11 protein-coding genes are annotated in these 23,177 nt (G+C 35.1%); 3 read left to right on the top strand and 8 right to left on the bottom strand.

Features of this window, described 5'->3' with window-relative positions:
* Positions 1–815 precede the first annotated feature (815 nt).
* On the top strand, positions 816–3,614 hold the full coding sequence (locus BUA98_RS13820; protein ID WP_072973479.1) for an outer membrane beta-barrel family protein: 2,799 nt from the start codon (positions 816–818) through the stop codon (positions 3,612–3,614).
* Positions 3,615–3,618: 4 nt separating this feature from the next.
* Positions 3,619–4,401, top strand: a complete 783-nt coding sequence (locus BUA98_RS13815; RefSeq protein ID WP_072973478.1) for a GLPGLI family protein — start codon at positions 3,619–3,621, stop codon at positions 4,399–4,401.
* Between the two features lie 107 nt (positions 4,402–4,508).
* On the opposite strand, the gene BUA98_RS13810 is transcribed toward BUA98_RS13815, so the two are convergent.
* Positions 4,509–7,946: a pyruvate carboxylase gene (locus BUA98_RS13810; RefSeq protein ID WP_072973477.1), complete on the bottom strand. Its 3,438-nt coding sequence runs from the start codon at positions 7,944–7,946 to the stop codon at positions 4,509–4,511.
* Between the two features lie 646 nt (positions 7,947–8,592).
* Between BUA98_RS13810 and BUA98_RS13805 the strand changes: the two genes are divergently transcribed.
* The gene (locus BUA98_RS13805; protein WP_072973476.1) at positions 8,593–11,046 is read left to right on the top strand and encodes a glycoside hydrolase family 9 protein; all 2,454 of its coding nucleotides are present in this window, start codon (positions 8,593–8,595) and stop codon (positions 11,044–11,046) included.
* A gap of 80 nt (positions 11,047–11,126) precedes the next feature.
* Here the strand turns inward: BUA98_RS13805 and BUA98_RS13800 are convergent, their stop codons facing one another.
* The 7 genes from BUA98_RS13800 to BUA98_RS13770 form a co-directional block, all read right to left on the bottom strand.
* Positions 11,127–12,293, bottom strand: a complete 1,167-nt coding sequence (locus BUA98_RS13800) for an alpha/beta hydrolase-fold protein (RefSeq protein WP_072973474.1) — start codon at positions 12,291–12,293, stop codon at positions 11,127–11,129.
* A gap of 333 nt (positions 12,294–12,626) precedes the next feature.
* Positions 12,627–15,200 carry a glycoside hydrolase family 9 protein gene (locus tag BUA98_RS13795; RefSeq protein WP_208857991.1) on the bottom strand — a complete coding sequence of 858 codons (2,574 nt, stop codon included), beginning with the start codon at positions 15,198–15,200 and terminating at the stop codon, positions 12,627–12,629.
* A 138-nt stretch (positions 15,201–15,338) separates the two neighbouring features.
* Positions 15,339–16,463 carry an alpha/beta hydrolase-fold protein gene (locus tag BUA98_RS13790; RefSeq protein ID WP_072973472.1) on the bottom strand — a complete coding sequence of 375 codons (1,125 nt, stop codon included), beginning with the start codon at positions 16,461–16,463 and terminating at the stop codon, positions 15,339–15,341.
* 25 nt (positions 16,464–16,488) lie between these two features.
* Positions 16,489–17,784 carry a family 8 glycosyl hydrolase gene (locus tag BUA98_RS13785; protein ID WP_072973470.1) on the bottom strand — a complete coding sequence of 432 codons (1,296 nt, stop codon included), beginning with the start codon at positions 17,782–17,784 and terminating at the stop codon, positions 16,489–16,491.
* A gap of 15 nt (positions 17,785–17,799) precedes the next feature.
* Positions 17,800–19,347 (bottom strand): glycoside hydrolase family 43 protein, encoded by a 1,548-nt coding sequence (locus tag BUA98_RS13780; RefSeq protein ID WP_072973468.1) that lies wholly within the window; start codon positions 19,345–19,347, stop codon positions 17,800–17,802.
* Between the two features lie 26 nt (positions 19,348–19,373).
* Positions 19,374–20,336 carry a glycoside hydrolase family 43 protein gene (locus BUA98_RS13775; RefSeq protein WP_072973466.1) on the bottom strand — a complete coding sequence of 321 codons (963 nt, stop codon included), beginning with the start codon at positions 20,334–20,336 and terminating at the stop codon, positions 19,374–19,376.
* A 689-nt stretch (positions 20,337–21,025) separates the two neighbouring features.
* Positions 21,026–23,044, bottom strand: a complete 2,019-nt coding sequence (locus tag BUA98_RS13770; RefSeq protein ID WP_244279208.1) for a thioredoxin domain-containing protein — start codon at positions 23,042–23,044, stop codon at positions 21,026–21,028.
* Positions 23,045–23,177: the final 133 nt, after the last annotated feature.

The raw sequence follows: 23,177 nt of genomic DNA, 5'->3' as shown, positions 1-23,177 counted from the left end.
AGAGTTACTGGCCTAATTTATCACACAAAGTTAAGATTCTCAATTTCGGTTTTTTATAACAAAAGAATTATCTGATTTTGAAAACGAATTAAAATACTCAATTATAGCGAGTTACACGTCTTAAGACAGATCAAAAATGACGTTTTTATTTTCGTGGCAATATCGTGGCAACACAGATTTAATAAAAATAAAAATGCAGGAACTATACGGGTTTCAACCTTAAGGTTCAAATCTTGCTCTCCCCACTAAAAGTCCTAATGAAAATTAGGGCTTTTTTTATGCTCAAAATTCAAATTTCAGACTTCCCTTCAAAAGATAATTTTCAACAAAAATCAAATTCTAATAAATCCTTTATTTAAAAGTATCTTTTAAATATTTTAAAATACTCAAATGTTTTGTGGCAAAATCTAGATGGAAGGGATACTTTTTTTGCCACACAAAGCTAAGGCTGTTTTTTAAAAACATTTCATGCATCTCAGTTTTGTAAAACTAAAGTCTTTTTTAATATTGTAGTATTTTTATTTACTTTTGAACTATATTTACATTTAACTATTATAGTAACGATTACTAATTAAAATCATTAAAATTCAAACCACTAACGGCCAAAACCTCACAAAAAAATTATGAATTTCATAAAATCAAGTCACTACACTTCCGTAAACCTGTATCAAAAGTTGCTATTTCAATTTCTGTTTTAGAATCTACAATCTTGCTTAATCCAAAAACAAATCACACAACAAGTGCATTTTATTTCTATTTTTCAAAAAATAGAATAGAACAATAATGCCCATTTTTCAAAAAACCACAAACAATTAATGAGACAAACAATTCTATTATTATGTTGCTTTCTTTTTTTATCAAATACTTTACAAGCACAAATATCAGGCACAGTTAAAGGATATATAACAGATACCATAAACAATTCTACATTAACAAAAGCATCAGTCTCTTTGTTAAGAGCACAAGATTCCATTTTAGTAAAATTTACCCGAGCCAAAGAAAATGGTTATTTTGAGTTGAATAATATTAAAGCCGGTAAATTTATTTTACTGGTTTCTTATCCTAAATATGCTGATTTTGTAGATCAATTTTCTGTTGATTCCACAAAGTTAATCAAGGATTATGGCAAAATTAATTTAGAAGATAGAGGAAAAATACTATCCGAAATAATTATCAAAGGCAATAGAGCCGCCATGAAAATCAAAGGAGATACGTTAGAATTTGATCCAAAAGCATTTAAAATAGAACCTAATGCAAAAGTGGAAGATCTGATAAAACAATTCCCAGGAATACAAATTGATAAGGATGGAAAAATTACCGCTCAAGGCGAAACTGTAACCAAAGTTTTGGTTGATGGTGAAGAATTTTTTGGAGACGATCCAACTTTAGTTACAAAAAATCTACGTGCGGACATGGTTGATAAAGTACAATTGTACGACAAAAAAAGTGATCAAGCCGCTTTTACAGGAATTGATGATGGTCAGAAAACCAAAACTCTAAATGTTAAACTTAAAGAAGACAAAAAAAATGGTCATTTCGGTAAAGTAGAACTCGGAGGAGGAACTGATAATTTTTACAAAGGCCAAGCCATGTTTAATAAGTTTTGGGATAAGAAAAAATTAGCAGCTTATGGCATTTTAGGTAACACCGGACAAGTAGGATTAGGATGGGGAGATAAAGATAAATATGGCCAAAACAGTTATCAAGTAACTGATGACGGTGGTATTAATTTTTCAAACAATGGAAATGATGAATTTGAAAGTTGGGATGGACAATTTAATGGTGAAGGAATTCCAGTAGCTCAAACGGGCGGAATACATTTTGACAATAAATGGAACAACGATAAAGAATCTATCAATGCAAATTATAAAATTGGCGATATCAAACTTTCAGGGAATCGCAATGATATTAACCAGCAAAATTTAACTTCTAGCAGCATTTATAATACTTCAGACAAGAGTTTTGAGAAAAACATGACCAAAAATAAACTTGATCTAGCTTATGAAATTAAAATTGATACTACTTTAACTTTAAAATTAAATGTAGATGGGTTATTTAAAAACAGTAATTCAAATGAAGCAGAAATGCGAAAGGGTACTGACGAACAAGGTAACCAATTGAATAATTTGAAGCAGACCACTACAAACGATGTTGATGATAGAGCATTTAATATAAATACTTTATTAACCAAAAGACTTAAAAAAACGGGGCGAACAATATCACTAAATTTAAACCAATCAAGTACAGATAGTAAAAGTGATGGTTATTTAAATTCCAGAGCTGAATTTTTTACAACATCCGTAATTAGTCCAGATAGCACCAAAGTAGTCGATCAAAATAAGGTCAATAATATTAGTAATACAGCTTTTAAATCAAATTTAATCTATACCGAACCCATATCCAAAAGTCTATCTGTAATTCTTAATTATGGCTTCAACATTAGTAACGGAAAAGCTGATCGTAAGTCTTTTAATCAATCTCCAAATGGCGATTACAATGTTTTGGATTCCATCTTTAGTAATAATTATGAATTAGACCAAACGATAAACCAACTTGGAGCTATTTTTAATTACAAAAAAAATAAAACTGTTTTTTCTTTTGGCTCAAAATTTAGTGGTGTAAACTTTAAACAATATGATGTTTATACAGATAGTTCTTTTAAACAAAAATTTGTAAACTACATGCCTCAAATAAACTATCAATATAATTTTAAACAAAGAGAATCATTGCGTTTGTCATATAACGGAAACACCGATCAGCCAACGTTAGAACAAATACAACCAATACCAAATAATCTAAACCAATTAAATACGATTTTGGGTAATCCAAATTTAGATCCTTCTTTTAGAAATAATTTTAGAGGAAGTTATTATTCGTATAAAGTACTTAGCAATCAATATTTTTCGGTTAATGGATCGTATAATTTTACGCTAGATCCAATAATAAGTAATGTGGTTACAAATGACAGAGGAGAAAGTATATCACAATTTGTAAACCTAAAAAACAAAGCTGCAACAAGTTATTACCTGAATGGTAATTTTGGCAAAACAATCAAAGCCATAGAAATGACAGCAGGAATTGGTTTAAGCGCCAACAAAAATGTAAACTATAATTACATCAATACAAAACTGAATCAAACTAAAAATTCAACTTATTCCTTTAATTTAAACTTATCAAAGTATAAAGAAAAAAAATACAATTTTAATACCAGCTTCGGACCTACTTACAATGTTGCTGATGCAAGCATCAACGAAAATAGTGATAGTAATGGTTGGGGTTTTAATGGGAATTTCTGGACCAGTGTAGAATTACCTTTCAAACTAGAAATTAGCACAGATGGTAATTATCAATATAATGGAAAAACGCAAGTGATTCAGGAAACTTTTGAACGTTTTATTTGGAATGCATCTATCACCAAAAAATTCTTAAAAACCGATAATCTAAGAGTTTCTATAACGGGAAGAGATCTTTTGAACCAAAATGTAGGATTTAATCGTTCGGCTTATAATGGAAATATCAATCAAAGTACTTATACCACTATCCAAAGATACTTTATGTTCTCTGTAAGCTGGGATTTCAGCAAAATGGGCGGAGGAGAAATTAAACAAAACTAAAACCATGAAAACAATAATAAATCGCATCTTAATTTTAATAATTGTATTGACAAGCTGCAATACTTTTGCACAAAATGACCACTTTGTAGAGAATGGCGTAATCGAATTTGAAAAAAAATCGAATATGTATGCTTTGATTACAAAAAAAATAAAAGGAGAAACTGATAGTTATTATCAGGCTGCTTTTGAAAGTTATAAAAAAACCAATCCACAATTTAAAACTACAAAAAGCATTCTCAGTTTTTCGAAAAACAAGAGTTTATACAAATGGGATGAAACAAATCAATCAGCAAGCAACAGTTGGATTGCTGACGATGCAATGGCTAATTTAAAAAATGTTATCGCCACAGATCTGGATACCCAAACCAGCATTACCCAAAAAAACGTTTACGATGATTTATACTTAGTTAAAGATAGTTTACGCAAAATTAACTGGAAAATTACCGATGAAACCAGAGAGATTGCGGGTTATGAATGCCGCAGAGCAAATGCTATAATTATCGATTCTGTTTATGTTGTTGCCTATTACACAATTCAAATTCCATTCTCAGGCGGCCCTGAATCTTTTACAGGCTTACCCGGAACAATTTTAGGATTGGCTATGCCACACGAAAATATGACATGGTTTGCTACAAAAGTTACAGAAATTCCAGTTTCTGACAAAGATTTAGCTCCACCAATTAAAGGCAAACCTACTGACAATAAAGGACTAAACAAAATACTTTTGGATGCTTTGAAAGACTGGGGAAAATGGGCAAAAAAAACATTACAAGCCTACTCTTTATAACTAGCTCTTAAAACTTGTTTCTTACAAAAAGTCTAAATATAATAAGTATATTTCATAAAAAAGGCTGGCACATGCCAGCCTTTTCGTTTAAGTGAAGTTATTTTTATTTAGCTAATCGAATACTCAATAAGCAAATCTCCTTTCTCCACCAGACTGTTTTCAGTAAGATGGATTTTTTTTATAACCCCTGCTTTTCCTAATACTGTGTTTTCCATCTTCATGGCTTCAATTGTAAATAAAGGCTGATCATGCTTAAGTACATCTCCGTCCTTCACCCATATTTTACTCAGTAGTCCCGGCAAGGGTGCACCAACCTCTGCATCAGTTACCGCCTTTTTGTTTTTTACCCCTTCCGTTTTTATGGATTCATCTTTAATTTCAATCGCTTTAGTTTGTCCGTTGAGCTTAAAATAAACAGTACGCATTCCATGAACATCTGGTTCAGATTTATATAAAAACTTTATGATAATAGATTTACCCTGCGAGATATTCACTATCACTTCTTCATTGGGTTTTAATCCATAGAAAAATACAGTTGACGGAATAACACTTACGTCTCCATACTTCTCACAGGTCTTAAAGTATTGTTCAAAAACTTTTGGATAAAACTTATAGGATAAAAAATCAGCCAGTGTACAAGAGGTCGAAAACTTATTTTGAAAAACTTCAAACTCTTTATCAAAATCAATAGGCGTTAAATGTGCATTAGGCAGGTCTGTAAAAGGTTTATCTCCCTTGAGCACCATTTTTTGAAAATCTTCCGGCCATCCCCCATCAGGCTGTCCGAGTTCGCCTTTAAGCATTCCTTTGACAGAATCAGGAAAAGATAGCGAATTTCCCCTTTCTAAAACATCCTGTTTGCTTAAATTACCACTGACCATAAACATAGCCAGATCACCCACTACTTTTGAAGAAGGAGTAACTTTTATGATATCTCCCAAAAGACTGTTGGAATCCTCATATGCCTGTTTGATCTCAGTCATTCTGCTCTCCAGACCTAATGAATAAGCCTGAGGTTTTAAATTCGAATACTGTCCTCCCGGAATCTCATGTTTGTAAACTTCTGCCGTGCTAGATTTTAAATCCGACTCAAAAGGATAATAATACTCTCGGATATCTTCCCAATAATTGCTGTACTGATTTAATTTTTCAACATCAAAACCAGCATCTCGATCAGTACCTTTTATTGCCTCTGCAAAAACATTAAAATTAGGCTGTGAGGTAAGTCCCGACATAGAGGCCAATGCGACATCAATAATATCAACACCCGCCTCAACGGCCTTAAGATAAGTAGCCGACTGAATACCTGCTGTATCATGGGTATGCAGGTGAATTGGAATGGCAATAGACTTTTTAAGCTCGGTTATTAGTTTCTCCGCCGCATAGGGCTTTAATAATCCTGCCATATCTTTAATGCATAGAATATGAGCGCCGGTATCTTCAATTCTTTTGGCTAGATCTAAATAATAATTAAGATTAAACTTGGGGCGTTCCCCATTGAGTATATCACCAGAATAGCCCATACATACCTCAGCGATAGAGTCTGTATCTCTGAGCACTGCATTTATACTGGTTTTCATATTGGCTATACTGTTCAGCGAATCGAAAATCCTGAAAACATCGATCCCCTTCTGAGCAGAAACTTGGATGAATTTTTCTACCAGATTGTCTGGATAAGCCGTATATCCCACTCCATTCGAACCTCTAAGAAGCATTTGAAGCAATACATTGGGCATTGCTTTTCTCATTTGTTCCAGTCGGTCCCAGGGACTTTCGTTCAAAAATCGCATTGCAACATCAAAAGTTGCTCCTCCCCAGACTTCCATCGAAAACATCTGTGGAAAATCCTTTGTGAATGATTCCCCGTAAGGCAGCATATCTATCGTACGCACGCGGGTAGCCAGTAAAGACTGATGTGCATCACGCATGGTACAGTCTGTATATAAAATTTGATTTTGATCGCTAATCCACTTTGCAAATGCCTTAGGCTTTAACTTATCTAACAGCTGTTTGGTTCCATCGGCATGAATTGTACTGGAAGCTACTGGCAATTTTGGCGTCAGGAATGTTTTCTCTGGTAAAACAAATTTAACATCCGGATTTCCGTTTACAATTGTATTTCCTATATAGGCTAAACTTTTAGTTACATAATCCGATTTTCTTTTGATCTGCATAAGAGACGGATTATCTCCTATGAAATTCACGGTAATACCTCCCGCCTGAAAATCAGGATGAACAATCAAATTTTCTAAAAAGGGAATATTGGTCTTAACACCTTCGATGGTAAATTCCTTAAGTGTTCGTAAAAGGCGCTGGCTGGTACCTTCAAGTGTTCTGCCTCGGGCGGTAATCTTTACCAGCATCGAGTCGAAAAAAGGTGAAATTTTAACTCCTGAATACGAACTTCCTTCATCTATCCTAATACCATATCCTCCAGCATTTCGATAGGCTACGATGGTCCCGTAATCTGGTGTAAAATCATTGGCAGGATCTTCAGTTGTGATTCTGCATTGAATCGCAAAGCCGCTGCATTTTAAACTTTCCTGACCCTTGATATATATACCAGGGCTAGAGAGTTCGTGCCCGCAGGCAATAAGTATCTGGCTTCTTACAATATCAATTCCGGTAACTTCCTCGGTAATGGTATGTTCTACCTGAATTCGGGGATTGACCTCTATAAAATAAATATTCTCCTGGGCATCCACTAAAAATTCAACAGTTCCGGCATTATTGTAATTTACCGTACGGGCGATACTCAGGGCATACTCGTACAATTTATCTTTGGTTTGCTGCTTTAAATTAGGGGCAGGCGCGATCTCAACTACTTTTTGGAATCGCCTTTGAACACTACAGTCGCGTTCAAATAAGTGCACAATATTGCCGTGTTTATCTCCTAATATCTGTACTTCAATATGTTTAGGACTTTCAATGAATTTTTCAATAAATATCGTGTCATCACCAAAGGCTGTTTTTGCTTCTCTTTTTGCTTCATTAAACAAAGATTGCAAATCAGAGGCTTTTCGAACCACACGCATTCCGCGGCCACCTCCACCTGCTGCTGCTTTAAGCATCAGAGGATATCCGATACGATTTGCCTCTTCCTGGGCAATACTAAACGAAGAAAGGTCAATTTTACTATCTTCGATTAAAGGGACATGGGCAGCAAGGGCAATCTTTTTGGCTGCAACCTTATCGCCGAGTTGCTTCATAATTTCAGCATCAGGTCCAATCCACAAAATACCGTTCTGAGCACATTTAGTGGCAAACTGTACATTTTCAGATAAAAAACCATAACCGGGATGAATAGCATCCACACCCTGGGCTTTTGCTGTCTTAATAATTTCATCAATATCAAGATACGGCTTTAAAGGATCGGTATCCTTACCTATCTGATAAGCCTCATCGGCTTTGTACCTGTGTAATGAATACCTATCCTCGTAGGTATAAATAGCAACAGTTTTAATTTTTAATTCCGCGGCAGCGCGAAAAATACGAATTGCAATCTCTCCTCTATTTGCAACTAGTAATTTAGAAATTTGTTTCATTTAAATAAATTAAGTTAATTACTCAAAAAACAAAAAAGCCTGCTATTGAATACCTTACAAACTTTTAGATTATTAATTTATCTTCCTAAAATCCATTCTTCTTAAACTCACTTTTAATAAAATGGATAATAAATAAACTAATCCCATTAATTTAGCATACTCAATTCACAGCTTTTTTTTATAAATATAATAATCAATTCCTTTTTTGCAATAAAAAAATAATACAACACTTCGGTTTGTGACCAATGCCATGAAAAATCCAGTACCAGGAATTTCTATCTAAATTATTTTCTTTTTCAAAATATCTCAACTTGCCAAAGCGCTTTTCAGTTCATCTTTAATAATTAAATAAATACTTCCTTTCTCCTACGATTTAAAATCTTGACTGCATTTTTGATTGATTAAAACTTCTGAAAATAATTAAACCAAAAAATCAGAACATAACGAAAACACAAAAACTATTCTAACCCGATAGTATTTTATCAAGATTGGCAAATTTGGATGTGGTGCTGCCTACTAATTTGCCACAAAAAGTTAATGCTATTATTATAAATTTTAACTTTTTTGCTATTAGTAGTTATAATACACAATTACATTCTTAATCATTTGATTTATATTTACTTGTACTTAAAAAAAAAACAAGTAAATGAAAAATAAAATTGGTTTTGTTCTTGTAATAGCAGCACTAATGTTGCAAATTAAGATGGAAGCTCAAAATTTGAAACTCCATCCAAAAGGTTATTTTTCTGCCCGTGGAATAGAGGTTACCGTTTTTGATGATATTTATCCTGATGGACATCAAACAGGTGTGACTATGATTCAACATGGCGAGCGTGTTATGGCTAATGGCGATTTGAGATTGGAAATTTCGCCTGGGCAATGGTCTCCCGTACCAAAAGAAGCAGAGAAAAAAATAGATCCTGCTACACAAACCATTTCGCAATCCTTATCTTATCCGGATGAAACTAAAAATCATATTGGTTTTAATCCAATCGATTATCCTGATTTGAAATTAAAATACAAAGTAAATGTAACGCCGACTGAAGGGAATAATTTTCGGATTACAGTTGATCTGGAAAATGAGGTTGATGCAAAATGGTTAGGCAAAATTGGTTTTAATATTGAATTGTTTCCTGGCGACTTGTTTGGAAAATCATATATCTGTGATGGGAATTTTGGCATTTTTACGCATTCTCCTTATGGACCAGTCGCATCACAAATTGATGGACAGAACCTCGGAACGCCGCTTTGTAAAGGAAAGAAAATTACAATTGCACCCGAAAGCGATTTGTCAAGAATAACTATTCAGTCTAATTTAGAGGATATTGCTTTGTGGGACGGTAGAATAAATCATAATAACGGCTGGTTTATTGTCCGCGCTCCTATTTCTAAAAATTCCGGTAAAAGGGTTATCGATATTGTTGTTTCTCCAAATGTTATTCCAAACTGGACATACAAACCGGTAGTTCAGGTTTCACAAGTGGGTTATTATCCAACCCAGTCAAAAGTAGCTATTCTGGAAACTGATCCTAATGATACTGAACCTTCTGAAGTAATTTTGATAAAACATGATGAGTTCGGCAAAAAGAACATCAAAACCATAAACCCTAAAAAATGGGGCAATTTTTTAAGATACAACTATTTTCAATTAGACTTTTCTGAAGTAAAAGAAGAAGGAATGTACACGTTGAGTTATAGAGGAAATGAAACATCTCCCTTTCAAATAAGCAAAAAATTATACGATCGAAATGTTTGGCAGCCCATTCTCGAATACTTTTTGCCGGTTCAAATGTGTCACGTTCGAGTGAATGAGAAATATCGGATTTGGCATAACTTCTGTCATCTAGACGATGCTCAGATGGCTCCGCTTAATATTAATCATTTTGATGGCTATGTTCAGGGTCCTTCAACACTTACAAAATATAAACCTCACGAAGTTGTTCCGAATTTAAATCAGGGCGGATGGCATGATGCCGGAGATGATGATTTAAGAGTAGAATCTCAAATTGGTACGATTTGGAATCTTGCATTAATGCTGGAAGAATTTAATATAGAATCGTACGATGTAACCAGCGTTGATAATGATAAAAAAATAGTAGAAATCCACCAGCCAGACGGTAAATCAGATGCTTTGCAGCAAATGGAACACGGACTTGCTTCGGTTTTGGGAGCCTATCGTTCTATGGGTCGCCTTTACAGGGGAATAATCACCAATGATTTAAAACAATATGTACTTCTTGGCGATTTTGGAGGCGTTACTGATAATAAATGGAACGCTAATCCGAGTGCAAAAGATGATGATCGTTGGTTTTTTACAGAAGACAATCCTGAAAGAGAATTGTATGTTGCTGCTGGCCTTGCTGCTTCGTATCGGGTCTTAAAAAACAGCAACCCAAAATTAGGGGCAGAATGTTTAGAAACTGCAAAAGCACTTTATAAAACTTCTTATAGTAAATCAAAAAAAGCAGATAGCAAAATAATGGTATTGGTTGAATTGGCATTGGCAACCAATGAAGCCATTTACACCAATGAAATCGTCCGTATGCAGGAAGATGTATTGAAGAATTTTGAAAAATCAGGATGGAAAGTAGGAAGGATAAAACACCTTATCAAGGATAAATTATTTCTGGATCAATTAAATGCTGAAGCAAAAAAATGGAGTGTTAAAACTAAAAACAATTCGTTAACCGATTCTCCATATGGGGTTCCGTATACCCCTAATATTTGGGGAGCAGGATGGACTTTGCAGGAGTTTGGTGTTCAACAATATTATTTTTCGAAATCGTGGCCGGAATTTGCCAATTATGAAGTGTACAGTAATGCATTGAATTTTATACTCGGAGTTCATCCTGGTAGTAATACAGCATCTTTTGCTTCGGGTATTGGATCAAATTCATTGCTAGTGGCCTACGGTATGAACCGCGCCGATTGGTCGTACATTCCGGGAGGAGTTACTTCTGGTACAGCGCTTATTAGACCCAACTTACCCGAACTTAAAAAATGGCCTTTCTTTTGGCAACAAACCGAATATGTGATGGGTGGCGGATCTACAGATTTTATGTTCTTAGTTCTGGCAGTCCAAAAACATTTTGGGAATTAAATTTAGGTGAAAAAAAATAAGAGTGTAAAGATTATCTCTACACTCTTATCCCTTTATTTTTCTCCTAATTTATTCTAATACTATTTGAATAATTTAGAAGCAAACTGATATAAACATCTGCGCCATGTAAGCCATTCATGAGCCGTTTCAGGTGATTCGTAATAGACATATTTGATTCCCTGCTGGTCCAACATGGTTTTAAATGCACCAATTGATTTAGGAAACGGACTAGGTTCTTTAGTACCTAAACCTAACCAAAAAAGCTTGATTTTTTTGTTTACTGCTTTGCCATCTTTATATTTTCCTTCTAAAAAAGTTGAAGCATCAATAGGATCTACACTCGGATAATTAGCCGTACCGCTAAATCCTCCGTAATAGGAAAAAGTATCCACATGGTTCATCATAATTCTCATCGTTTGATTGGCACCCATCGAAAGACCTGCTATAGCTCTATGTTCGCGATTGGCTAGGGTACGAAACTTCGAATCGATCATCGGAATAATTTCTGTAATAAGTACTTCTTCAAAAATAGATTCCGGACGCTCTTTTTTAGCTGCAGATTCTTTGTTTTGCGGTTTATAAGCGTAGCCATTATCCATTACAATAATCATTGGAGTTGCCTGTTTTGAAGCAATCAGATTATCTAAAATTAAATTTGCTCTACCTTGTGCAGACCAGCCTGATTCGTCTTCAAAACTTCCGTGTTGTAAATACAATACAGGATATCGTGTTTTTTCGTTGTCAGTATAACCCGGAGGCGTATAAATAAAACAGTGTCTAAAAGAATTTGTCAATTTTGAGAAGTAAATATTTTCACTAACCAAACCGTGAGGTACTTCTTTTAGAGCAAAAAATTCCTGATCTCTGGCCGGAATTTCTATTCCGCTGCCCGATCTTCCTGCTCCATAGAAATACAAACTTCCCGGATCCGGAACAGAAGCTCCATCAATGTTTAACTGATAATAATGAAATCCTTCATCTTGCGGATTCGATTCTCCGGTCCATACTCCATTTTCATCTTTCCGCATATCGTATTTCACTCCACCAAGATCGAGTTGTACTTTATTTGCATTGGGAGCAGCAATACTAGCGCGTACGCGTCGTTGTGAGTTTACCTGAGGAAATTGTTTGTCTGCCTGATTTATAGTTGAAGGTTTAAAATCTTCTACTATTTGTGTTTCCTGACTCCAGCCTGCCTCGAAACAAAAGCAGGAAATTAATAGGGTAATATTTAGAAATCGTTTCATTTTTATATTTGTTTATGTTGTGGTTAATTTTACCGCAAAGCCCGCAAGGTTTTTTTGTCGTTGTGTTTACGTTGTGTTTTAAGTTCGCTAAGCTTTGTCAATTAAACTTTACTTCATTTGTGAGCTACCACAGAGATACGCAAAGTTTTCGCAGAGATTCACAAAGTTTTTATTTAATCTCGCAAAGCCGCAAAGGCGCAAAGCTTTTTTAATTTTTCTGTGTAGCTCTGCGTAAATCTCTGTGTATCTCTGTGGTAAAATTATGGTCAATACGTTGCGGCCTTTGCGTAATCTCTTTGCTTCCGATAGCTATCGGGATTGCGGTAAGATTCACTATTTCTCCTTAGCCAAATCATTTACAGCATTCGCAAGGAAAACATACCACGCCCCGCCATCGATAATACATTCATTTTCTCCCCAAAAAAATGGCCAGTCGTCTTTATTCTCAAGATAATCGGGTTTTAGAAAAATCAGTCCTGGCACTACTCCTCCTGCAATTGTGGTAAAGTCGGCGCGATTGCCTCCATAGGCTACTTTTTTAGATCGGTTTCCGACGGCATTTACAAAAGATAAATTAGAATAAGGATGACAACCTAAAATATAGTTCAATCCCTGATAAACACTTTCTTTGTCCATGATATCAGGATAAATTTTATGAATATAATAATTGGTACTTGCCCAATTGATCACTTGTGAACTGCCTCCCCAACCTCTTTTTGCTATCGGCACAGCATAAGGATTTTCGGCATTTTCTTTATCCGTTTTTTCTTTATACTTAATTACATATCCGCGCAATTTTTGTTTGTAAGCAGCATCCATCGAAGAAACGGCCAATAGTGCAGAGTTCATATTAAACTCTAGATTTTCATCTAGCAATTTCCATATTTTATCTTCAAAACCTTTTTTATATTGTTCGTCTTTTGTGCTTAAATAGAGTTGCAATATCGCAATCATATCACTTCCTTTCCCCCATCTTGACATTGGGCTATTATCCGGTTTTGCCTTTTTTTCTATTTCAGTTGCTTCGTTGGTCAACTTTATAGCAAGAGTTAAACATTTTGCAGAAAGTGCATCATTATATCCTTTTAAAGCTCTGCTTGCTGCCGCTAAAGAACCAGCTGTTCTAAAATCAAGAAATGAACTTCGGTTGGTAAAAGCCCATCGGTCATCTTTTGTACCGCTTGAAACGCCATTAGACTCATACGGCTTAAGAGATGGATTATAAGGCAGATTATCTGTTTCGGTAGAAGCATCGCCTAAATGATGATACTGATGAAGATTGGGTACGACGATCCCTCTTACAGGATGTCCAATGTTCTCCACTTGTGCGACAAGATTCAATACGCCATGTTCTATTTGTTGCAATAAATCAGGCTGACCATCAGGGCGGTGAATATCTACAAATTGTGTTTTTTGATCAATATAAGTTTCGTCTCTGTTTACTTTGAAAGCTTCCCATGATTCGACAAAACTATTAATGACACTCACATGCGAAAAAGTTTGTATATCAAAATCTCCCGCATCAAACCAACCGCCTACTGACATTCCCGGAATGCGCTCTAAAGGTTTGTATTTAGTCTCTGTCGTAGGGCCTTGCTTATAACCATCAAAATGTTCGTGATTTATTGGAGCCTGAAGACAATCATCTAAAAATGGTTTTCCGTGCCAAACTCTATAAGCCTCATTCACTTCCATATGATCCATTTGTACAGGAAACCACACATCCATTGTTGGATACCATATCTTCGAATAAATATCATCTTCTATCTGAAAAGTGTTTGTTTTTTGGTCGCCATATTGAATATAATAAAGCCCTTTTTCTTTGATAGCGCTAAAATCAATCTGTGCATAATTATATCTTAGATAATTTCCCCAAACCTTAACATTGGTTTTTAGTTTCTCGGTAAATTTTCCGTCTTCACCTAGTTTAAAAATCGATGCCGTTGGTAATGCTTTATCGTTTTTATCAAGTTCAACAACCGCAACTTTCTTTTGGCTCGGCATATAACCTACCTGCGAAAATCCTATTACGGGTTCTCTTTTCCAATTGGGTATTGCATTAGGTTCTACATACCAGGTTAGTACTTTACCTGTTTTATTTGAAGGAAGAATACTTCTGGCTATAAACCAGCCATTCTGCCCCAAATTTCTTCCATCAAAAAGCATTACATCCTGATCTTCAGATTGAATTTTCACTGTACGTTCCGGATTTTCAGGAGCCAATATGAAATTCTTCCCTGATTCTAAAGGAAGGGTTGCAATAAATTCATTTTTTCCACGATCGTCAAATGTCGTATGCCCTGCAAATTGAGGGATTTTTTGAGATAAAGGTCGGATTTCAGTATTGCTAGCTGGATATCGGGGGAAAGTTCCCGCTTTTCCATCTACAACATAATTACTTTCAAAATAAGAAGTTGGGATAAATTCCATGTTAAATCCCGCTCTTCCTTCCAGCTCTTTTGGAACTGGTTTATCTAATACAACATTGATTGTAAAACCTTTTCCCTTTGCAGTAACTATGATTTTGGAATCAAAATTAAATTCCTCATATCGAAGTACAACTTCAATACTATTGTTTACTTTATCTACTTTTCGGCTAAGCATTTTTGGAATTAAATCCCATTGTTCCGGTGTGTTCTGAAGCCTGATTGCTCCACCGGTTACCGTTCTGACACCATGATGAATAAATTCTATTCCGGCTGTTTTTTCGTCAAAAAACATTCCGTTATATTCATTATTAAAAACCCATACATTAAGTCCCGGAGTTTCGAAATATTCTTTTTCGTTTAATACTAAATTCTGAGAAAATGATTTGTTTGCAAGACTAAACAAACAAAAAAATATAAGTACTTTTTTCAATAAAGCTTTATTGAAAATAACCACAACCATATTATTAAGTTTACGCATAATTTTATATTTAATTATTAAAACCAACAACAAGTATCTGGACAGATGAATAGTTTGAATGTCATGTTTTGGGGCAAATACAATTCACCGCCAGATACCGTATATTAAAATGAATGGATTAGTAATCTTAAAAAATCACTACTCTTTAAATAAAAGTGGTGCCAATTCTTTGAAGCTTCGGCGCCAGGTTTGAAATTCATGTCCTGTGTTTTCTGAAATATAAGGAACAGCATTAAAACCAGCATTTTTAAGCGTTGATACAGCATCTTTAATACCATCAGGACGCTCTTTGCTTCCACAACTTAAAAAGATCAATTTTACTTTTGATTTGTCTTTAATGTCTTCCGGTTTATAAGTTCCCCCGCTTAACAGTGCATAGTGAGAAAAAATTTCAGGCTTATTTAGCGTTATCGATTTTGTTTCCATACCTCCCATTGATAAACCCGCCATTGCACGATTCGTCTGATTAGCAAGCGTTCGGAAATTGGAATCAACATACGGAATTAATTCCTCTGTAAGAACCGTCTGAAAGGGTTCTATTTTAAAACTGGCCAAACCACCATATTTAATTTCATTGGTCATTCCGTACGTCATTACAATAAGGAATGGCTTTATTTTGCCTTCTGCTATCATATTATCCATGATCAAATTGACATGTCCCTGATTGCTCCAGGCTGTTTCATCTTCTCCCCAACCGTGCTGTAAATACAAAACCGGATATTGCTTTGATTTATCTTTATGATAACCCGGCGGCGTATAAACAAAAGCCCTGCGAGAAGTATTGGTGCTTTTTGAAGGGAAAAGAATTTGCTGTACATTTCCGTGTGGAACATTTTTCAGGGCATAAAAATCCTGATCGTGAGCCGGAATTTCGATTCCGCTTTCCCAACGTGTAGAACCATAAAAGTTAAGAGCTCCAGGATCGTTAAAAACGCCTCCATCAATAGTTACATGATAATAATGAAAGCCTTCGTCCATGGCGCCTGCTGTGGTTCCACGCCAAATACCATCTTCTCCTTTTGCAAGAACGGTTCCTCCTTTTGCTCCACCCAATCCAAGGCTTACTACGACAGATTTAGCTTCGGGAGCCAAAATTTGAAATCGTGCATAACCCTGAGAATTAACTTGCGGATATTCCTGCCCAGGCTGATTAACCGTTGAAGGTTTAAAATCTTCGGCAATAGCGGTTTGACTTGTTTGTGAAAAACCAATAAAACCTGATAAAATAAATGCCCATAACATAACAACTGTGTACTGTTTCATATTTTTATTTTTTAGATTTAAAAAATTATTTAACTGCCGGATTTATAATTTGATAGTTTCCAGAAAGATGCATTAGACTAAAGAGATACATTAACCCATCATAATAAGGATCAAAGTAACCGTCTTCATATGGTTCCAGTTTAGCCTTCCAAAGAGCGTGAACAAAATCCATACTTGCTTTATCAGGATTGACGAGTGATGCAGTAGCTGAAGTTCCTACTAGTCCTATTGAATGTCTGAGTTTTTTAACCGGGCCAGCCTGTAGAATAAATTCAGGAGTAGAACCATCCAGATTAAATTGATCTTCAAAAGTGTTCAATCCTTTGGATCTAAGAAAATTTTGAAATTTGCCGGCATATTCTTCCTGCCATTTTTTATCTTTTCCGTACCAGGTATAATCCATCGCTATATTCATAGGAACACGCCAGGAATCATAACGAAATCCGGGAGGCATCCACGGTGTAGGATGAGGTTCTCCGTTAAATTCAGTGTAATCTGAGTTTAGTCCCGTTACCGGATGGGTGGCTTTATGAAGAAAATTACGAGAAACATCGGCACATGCTGCATAAAATTGCTCGTGGCCATCTTTTGCATACAAAGCCCATATTTCATAAAATGCCGGAACATGGTAAGAAGGATCTGTCCAGTTATAGCCCCCTCCTTCTGGCACGAAAGATATTTGCTTATGTTCGGTATTGATTATATTATGAATATTACCCGTACCATCTTTCTTCCACATGGCATCCAATATTCTTCTGGCTTCCTTATAATAATTTATTCCGGTATCATTTCCCCATCTGTTAGAAGCAAAAAGCAAACTGGTGATATAGTATAATTCTCCGTCTGAAGCAGAGCCGGCCGAATTTTGTTTTTTAGTTTCAGGATTCACGCTCCATGCAAAATAGGCTTCTCTTGGTCCTTCCTGATGTTGCATGTATTTAACTGACCATCTCCAGATTCTGTCAAAAACCTCTTTTTTATTGAGTTGGACAGCGACCATCATGCCATACGACATTCCTTCGGTACGGGCATCTTTATTTTTAACATCCGAAACATATCCTAAAGAATCTCCTTCTTCAAAATATACTTTGTTAGGTCCCTCAAAAACATCATAATAGGCTTTGGCTAATTTCTTGTCAATATCTGTTTGACTGTAACCTGCTTCCTTAAAAAGGTTACGGTATTGCGGTTTTGATTCTGATTTTTCTGCTTTCTTTTTAATTTGACCAACTGCCAAAACGGGTAAAATCAATCCGAATACCAATACCAAAACGTGAATTCTAATTAGAAATTCATTTGTAATACTTTTATCTATTATCATAATTTAACTTTTTTACTATTTAATTCTAAACCAATCAAAATCAACATATCCTCCGGTATTTTTTGTTGCATAATTGAATAAACCGAAACGATATCCCATAAAGTGCGGAAGGGTATATTTCATTTTTAAAGTGTCTCCTATCGGGTTCCACACTTTTCCATCTAAACTGTAAAAGAAAATGGCTTCATCTTTTTTGTTTGTGAAGTCACAATCAATTTTAAAATAAACCTGATTTTGATCTAAAGGAATTCGCTGTACTTCAACAGCTTTATCTTTATTTGTATTTACCATTACTATTGATTTTTTGCCCTCCTCCACTTTCACTCCAACCAATCCGTATTCTTTTTGTAAAGCTGATAATCCGGTAAAATCACCCTCTTTCATTTTCGAAATGTCTAAAGAAACAGAAGCTGAACTTGTTGGACCAATTGTGCGTTGTGTCAATGTGTTTCTGGCTAAGAGAAAATCAGTATCAATTCTTCCTGTCTTAAGGCGAAGGAATCCTTTTCTTTCTCTTAAAGACCAAAGCGTATTATCCGGATTGTGATTCCATTGCCAAACTAAGGGCAATGTTTCTTGATCTTTCTTGCTATTGAATTCATCAGAAGCAACCAAATTCGGAGTCAAGCCTTTACTTGCTGGCAGGTTTAATTTTTCTGGAACTTTTCCATTTTCTCCTAATATTGGCCAGCCATCTTCCCATTTTACCGGAACCAGATACGGAATTCTGCCAACAGCTCCGAAGTCGCGAAAAAGATAAGAGAACCATTGACCGTCAGGAGTATCTATCAGTCCACCCTGAGCAACGCCCAAATCCTGCAAACCTATTTTTCCTTCCCAAGGACCATTAATATTATCTGCCCTATGAATGATTACGGTACGCATTCCGTCCTGAGGCCAGCAAATATTAAACAGGTAATATTTTCCTTTTATTTTAAACAACTGAGAACCTTCTGCACCTAACATAATATTGTTTCCTGCGGGTGCACTGGCATTTTCTATAATAACTTTCTCCGGAACATTTTGTTTAATTCCGGTCAAATCGTCATTGAGTTCAACCAATTTGATTTTACCTGCTCCGTAGATTAAATACGCCTTACCATCATCATCAAAAAACAAAGAATGGTCGTGATAATCCGGTTTAAAAGAAACTCTTTGCCAGTTTCCTTTTTCTATATCATTCGTTTTAAAAATATAGGTTTCTCCTGTGGTCTGTGCAAAAGTGGTCACATAATACATTCCGTTATGAAAACGCAGACTGCTTGCCCAGGAACCTCTTCCATAGGTGCTTTTTCCTTCTGTTAAATTTAGTTCCGGCATGTCTGCCAAAGTATCATAGGCATAATTAATAAGTTTCCAATTGACAAGATCTGTAGATTTCATAATAGGCAAACCCGGACTCATGTGCATTGTAGTACTGCTCATATAATAGTTTTTACCCACTCTTATAATGGACAGATCAGGCACATCTGCAAAAAGTATTGGGTTCTGGGCTTGCGCGAAAGCAAAAGCCTGAATAAGCAAAATAGAGAAGACGAAAATGAACTTAATTCCTTTTTTCATGGGACAAAAGATTAAATTAAGAGACTCTATTTGATTTTGCTGACGCCTTCAGTAGTTTGTATTATCTTTTGAATGGTTCCATCCTCATTATAATACATATAGTCTACACAAACAGAACGTCTGTAGCTTCCGCCCGTAGGCAAACTTCCGTTGTGATAAAAAAAGTATGATTTGCCTTTGTAATCAATAATACCTGGATGTGTCGTAAAACTGTTAGGTACATTTTCCTGAATGATTCCCTGATATGTCCATGGACCCGCTGGATTCTTGGCCGTGCAATATTCAATCATTTCAGGCTTTGTTCCAGCACTGGCATAAACTAAATAATAAATTCCTTTGCGTTTGTATACCCAAGGACCTTCAATATAATTTTTAGGTTTGAAAGTAGTGATTGGCCCATCGACTTCAATCATGTTCTTTTTCAACTTTACCCATTTGCAGCTTCCATTTCCCCAAAACATATAAGCTTGCCCATCATCATCAACAAATACTGTCGGATCAATATCGTCCCAGGCATACGTCATGTCTGTAGTCATTTCATTAATGATAAGCGCTTTGCCAATCGCATCTTTAAAAGGACCGGTCGGACTATCAGAAACTGCTACACCAATAGCGGCACCACCTCCGCTTACCTCATCTTTTTTATGAAATGTAGAAACAAACCAATAAAACTTTCCGTTTCTCTCGATACATTGCGCTGCGTAAGCATCGCCGGTCGCCCATGAAAATGTGCTTGGTGAAAGCGGTGCTCCATGATCTTTCCAGGTTGCCATATCTGTTGTCGAATACACACGCCAATCGGCCATTTTGTAATTAGTATCCTGCTCGGTTGCAACATCGTGCCCTGTATATAAATACAAGATACCTTTATGTACGATAGGTGCCGGATCTGCAGTGAAGATGTTTTTTATAATAGGATTTTGTGCCGTAGTTTTAATTGCTGACAAGCAACATAGTAGCGCAAATAAAATTTTGGTGTGGTTTTTCATTTCAATGTTTTTTGGTTTGGTCTTATAGTTAATGACTAGCTGTATGATAATCTTTTCTGTCTACTCGTTGAATCTTAAAATTTATGGTTTAATGAAAAAGCCGAAAGTGTTTAAGCTTTCGGCTTTTAATTTAAAAACTAACCGTACCCTTAGTTATAAACCAACTTTGTAAAATAACACTTATAACCAACATTAATTTTTAAATCTAAACTCAAAATCTTTAATTATAGAGAAATTATATTTTCATAAATTTTAATAAGTGTATTTATTACAAATATATACAAAAACAATCAATACACAACCGGTTGTTTAATAATTTAACATCATAATTATTAAAAAAAGATATAATAAAAAACATTCTGTTTAATTTTAAAGCCAAAAAAGTAAATTATATTTATTTACACGATTCTTTTAAAAGAAAATTTTAACAATTTAAAAGACATAATTCATTTTTACTGCATAACTCGTAAAAGTAAAAAGCAGCTTAAAATTTCAGCAAATAATTGTAAATCAACGATATTTCAGAAGTTATACTTTTAAAAGAAAAAGTTTTAAAACAACTGGTTGCGCATTGAGACAATATAAAAACCTTAACTCGTTAAATAAAAGAAGACTTTATTATACTTAATGAGTTAAGATCTTGCTAAAGTAAGTTTATGAAGAGCTTCGCGAGTTTGTCTCTTTTTTTGCTACAAACCATTTTTTATTTTACCAACTGCCACATTTACTTCTTTTTCTGGCATTTTACAAGCTTTGTTCACACAGACATAAATATAAGTTTCATTGTCTGCAAAACGATTTTCTAAAATAGGAAGCTTACTTGCTGCAGTCGATCCGGCAATAAGAATATTTGGCAAATAATAACTTTGAAGCTGGCTCGTTTTAGCTACAGCATCTTTTCCTGAAATAGCAACCTCAAAATAATCATCGGTGTAATTCATCATTAAATTTAACCAATTGTAATACTCCGTTGGTGCTTGTAAGGCATCTTCTTTTACATTATTCAACATCTGTTGTGCAGTTTTGGAATAAGTTTCATTAGAATAATAATGTCCTAATAAAAATAGATTATGAGCAAGTACAGAATTAGAACCAGGAATTACATTGTCTACGATTTCCATTTTCCTGCTAATTAAATCTTTTGACGTATTAGAGGTAAAATAAAACAGATTCGATTTTTTATCCCAAAAATGAGTTATTGTATAATCGGTTAATTGTTTCGCTTTAGTGAGCCATTTTTCATCAAGAGTAATCTGATAGACAGAAATAAACGCATCTATAACTGTGGCGTAATCTTCTGAAAAACCAACAATACTGCTTTTGTCTTCTTTATAGCTGTGATTTAAACTTCCGTCTTTTTGAAGCTGGTTGTTAACAATAAAATTGGCGTTTTTTAAAGCAACTTCTTTATAATGCGGATTTTTAAATGCCCTGTAAGCGCTAACATAACCCTTTATCATTAAAGCATTCCATGATGTTAAAGTTTTATTGTCTAAATGAGGTCTTGGTCTTTTGTTTCTGGCCGCTAAAAGGATTTGTTTCCAATTTTTAACTTTAGAATCCAGTTCTGCTACCGTTAGTTTATTTTTGATTGCAAAGTCTTTATCTGCTTGTGTCTTAAACAAAACATAGTTCCCATTTTCCCACAAACCATTTTCATTGATGTTGAAGTATTCCTGAAAGAGAGAAAAATCATATTTTAACAGCGTTTGTAACTCTTCTTTTTTCCAAACATAATACGCACCTTCTTCCCGTTTGTTTGATCTGTTTTTACTGTCGGCATCTAAAGACGAATAAAAAGCACCGTTGGAAGCCATAAGTTCTTTCTCTACAAAATTTAGTGTTTCCACTACTGTTTTCTTATACAGTTCATTTTTGGTTGCCAAGTAAGCATCAGAATACAAACTCACTAATTGTGCATTATCGTAAAGCATTTTTTCAAAATGAGGAATATGCCATTTTGAATCTACAGAATATCTGGAGAAACCACCTCCAATGGGGTCGTAAATTCCTCCATTCGCCATTTTTGCCAGTGTTGTATGTACATAGTTTTGCGTTGCTTTGTCATTATTCTGAATACTGTAACGAAGAAGAAAACTCAGCGCGCCTGGCATTGGAAATTTAGTATCACCAGCTAACCCGCCTTCTTTATAATCTAATTCTTTCTGCCATAATTTTACCGCATCAGAAATTGCTGAATTTTTAAAATCAGCCGGACTATTATTAACTGAAATTAATTCTGCCTTCTGAATACCTGCTACTAATTTATCAGCATATTCACTGGCTTTCTTCGGATTGTTTTTATACAAATCAGAGAGCTCTGTTAAAGCTTTTGTCCATTCTTCTCTCGTAAAATAGGTACCTCCAAAAATAGGTCGCCCATCAGGAAGTGCAATACAGTTTAAAGGCCATCCGCCTTTGCCTGTCATTAATTGCACAGCATTCATATAAATCTGGTCAATATCCGGACGCTCTTCCCTATCCACTTTTATGCTGATAAAATTGTCATTCATTAATTTAGCCACAGCTTCGTTTTCAAAACTTTCTTCTTCCATAACATGGCACCAATGGCACGCAGAATATCCTACAGAAATAATAATAAGTTTATTTTCTGCTTTTGCTTTGTCCAACGCTTCCTGATTCCAGGCTTTCCAATCTACAGGATTGTGCGCATGCTGCAAAAGATACGGGCTAGTTTCATTAATCAAATCATTGGTATATTTGTGATTCTCTTCAGTATGCTGTTTTTTATTACAACTAATAAAAAAACAGGAAACGATCAACAAAAGATGGAAAATGCGCATAGAAGTAAATAAAAAAAATGTGAATAATAATGTTGAC

The organism is Flavobacterium saccharophilum (assembly GCF_900142735.1).
In the GTDB taxonomy this organism is placed as follows: domain Bacteria; phylum Bacteroidota; class Bacteroidia; order Flavobacteriales; family Flavobacteriaceae; genus Flavobacterium; species Flavobacterium saccharophilum.
This window is presented reverse-complemented; position numbering and strand designations above follow the sequence as displayed.

What these genes read in the sequence shown, in the direction of transcription:
- BUA98_RS13800 (WP_072973474.1), bottom strand. Translation starts at nt 12,293, where the DNA reads ATGAAACGATTTCTAAATATTACCCTATTAATTTCCTGCTTTTGTTTC.
- BUA98_RS13785 (WP_072973470.1), bottom strand. Translation starts at nt 17,784, where the DNA reads ATGATAATAGATAAAAGTATTACAAATGAATTTCTAATTAGAATTCAC.
- BUA98_RS13795 (WP_208857991.1), bottom strand. Translation starts at nt 15,200, where the DNA reads ATGCGTAAACTTAATAATATGGTTGTGGTTATTTTCAATAAAGCTTTA.
- BUA98_RS13810 (WP_072973477.1), bottom strand. Translation starts at nt 7,946, where the DNA reads ATGAAACAAATTTCTAAATTACTAGTTGCAAATAGAGGAGAGATTGCA.
- BUA98_RS13790 (WP_072973472.1), bottom strand. Translation starts at nt 16,463, where the DNA reads ATGAAACAGTACACAGTTGTTATGTTATGGGCATTTATTTTATCAGGT.
- BUA98_RS13780 (WP_072973468.1), bottom strand. Translation starts at nt 19,347, where the DNA reads ATGAAAAAAGGAATTAAGTTCATTTTCGTCTTCTCTATTTTGCTTATT.
- BUA98_RS13775 (WP_072973466.1), bottom strand. Translation starts at nt 20,336, where the DNA reads ATGAAAAACCACACCAAAATTTTATTTGCGCTACTATGTTGCTTGTCA.
- BUA98_RS13815 (WP_072973478.1), top strand. Translation starts at nt 3,619, where the DNA reads ATGAAAACAATAATAAATCGCATCTTAATTTTAATAATTGTATTGACA.
- BUA98_RS13820 (WP_072973479.1), top strand. Translation starts at nt 816, where the DNA reads ATGAGACAAACAATTCTATTATTATGTTGCTTTCTTTTTTTATCAAAT.
- BUA98_RS13805 (WP_072973476.1), top strand. Translation starts at nt 8,593, where the DNA reads ATGAAAAATAAAATTGGTTTTGTTCTTGTAATAGCAGCACTAATGTTG.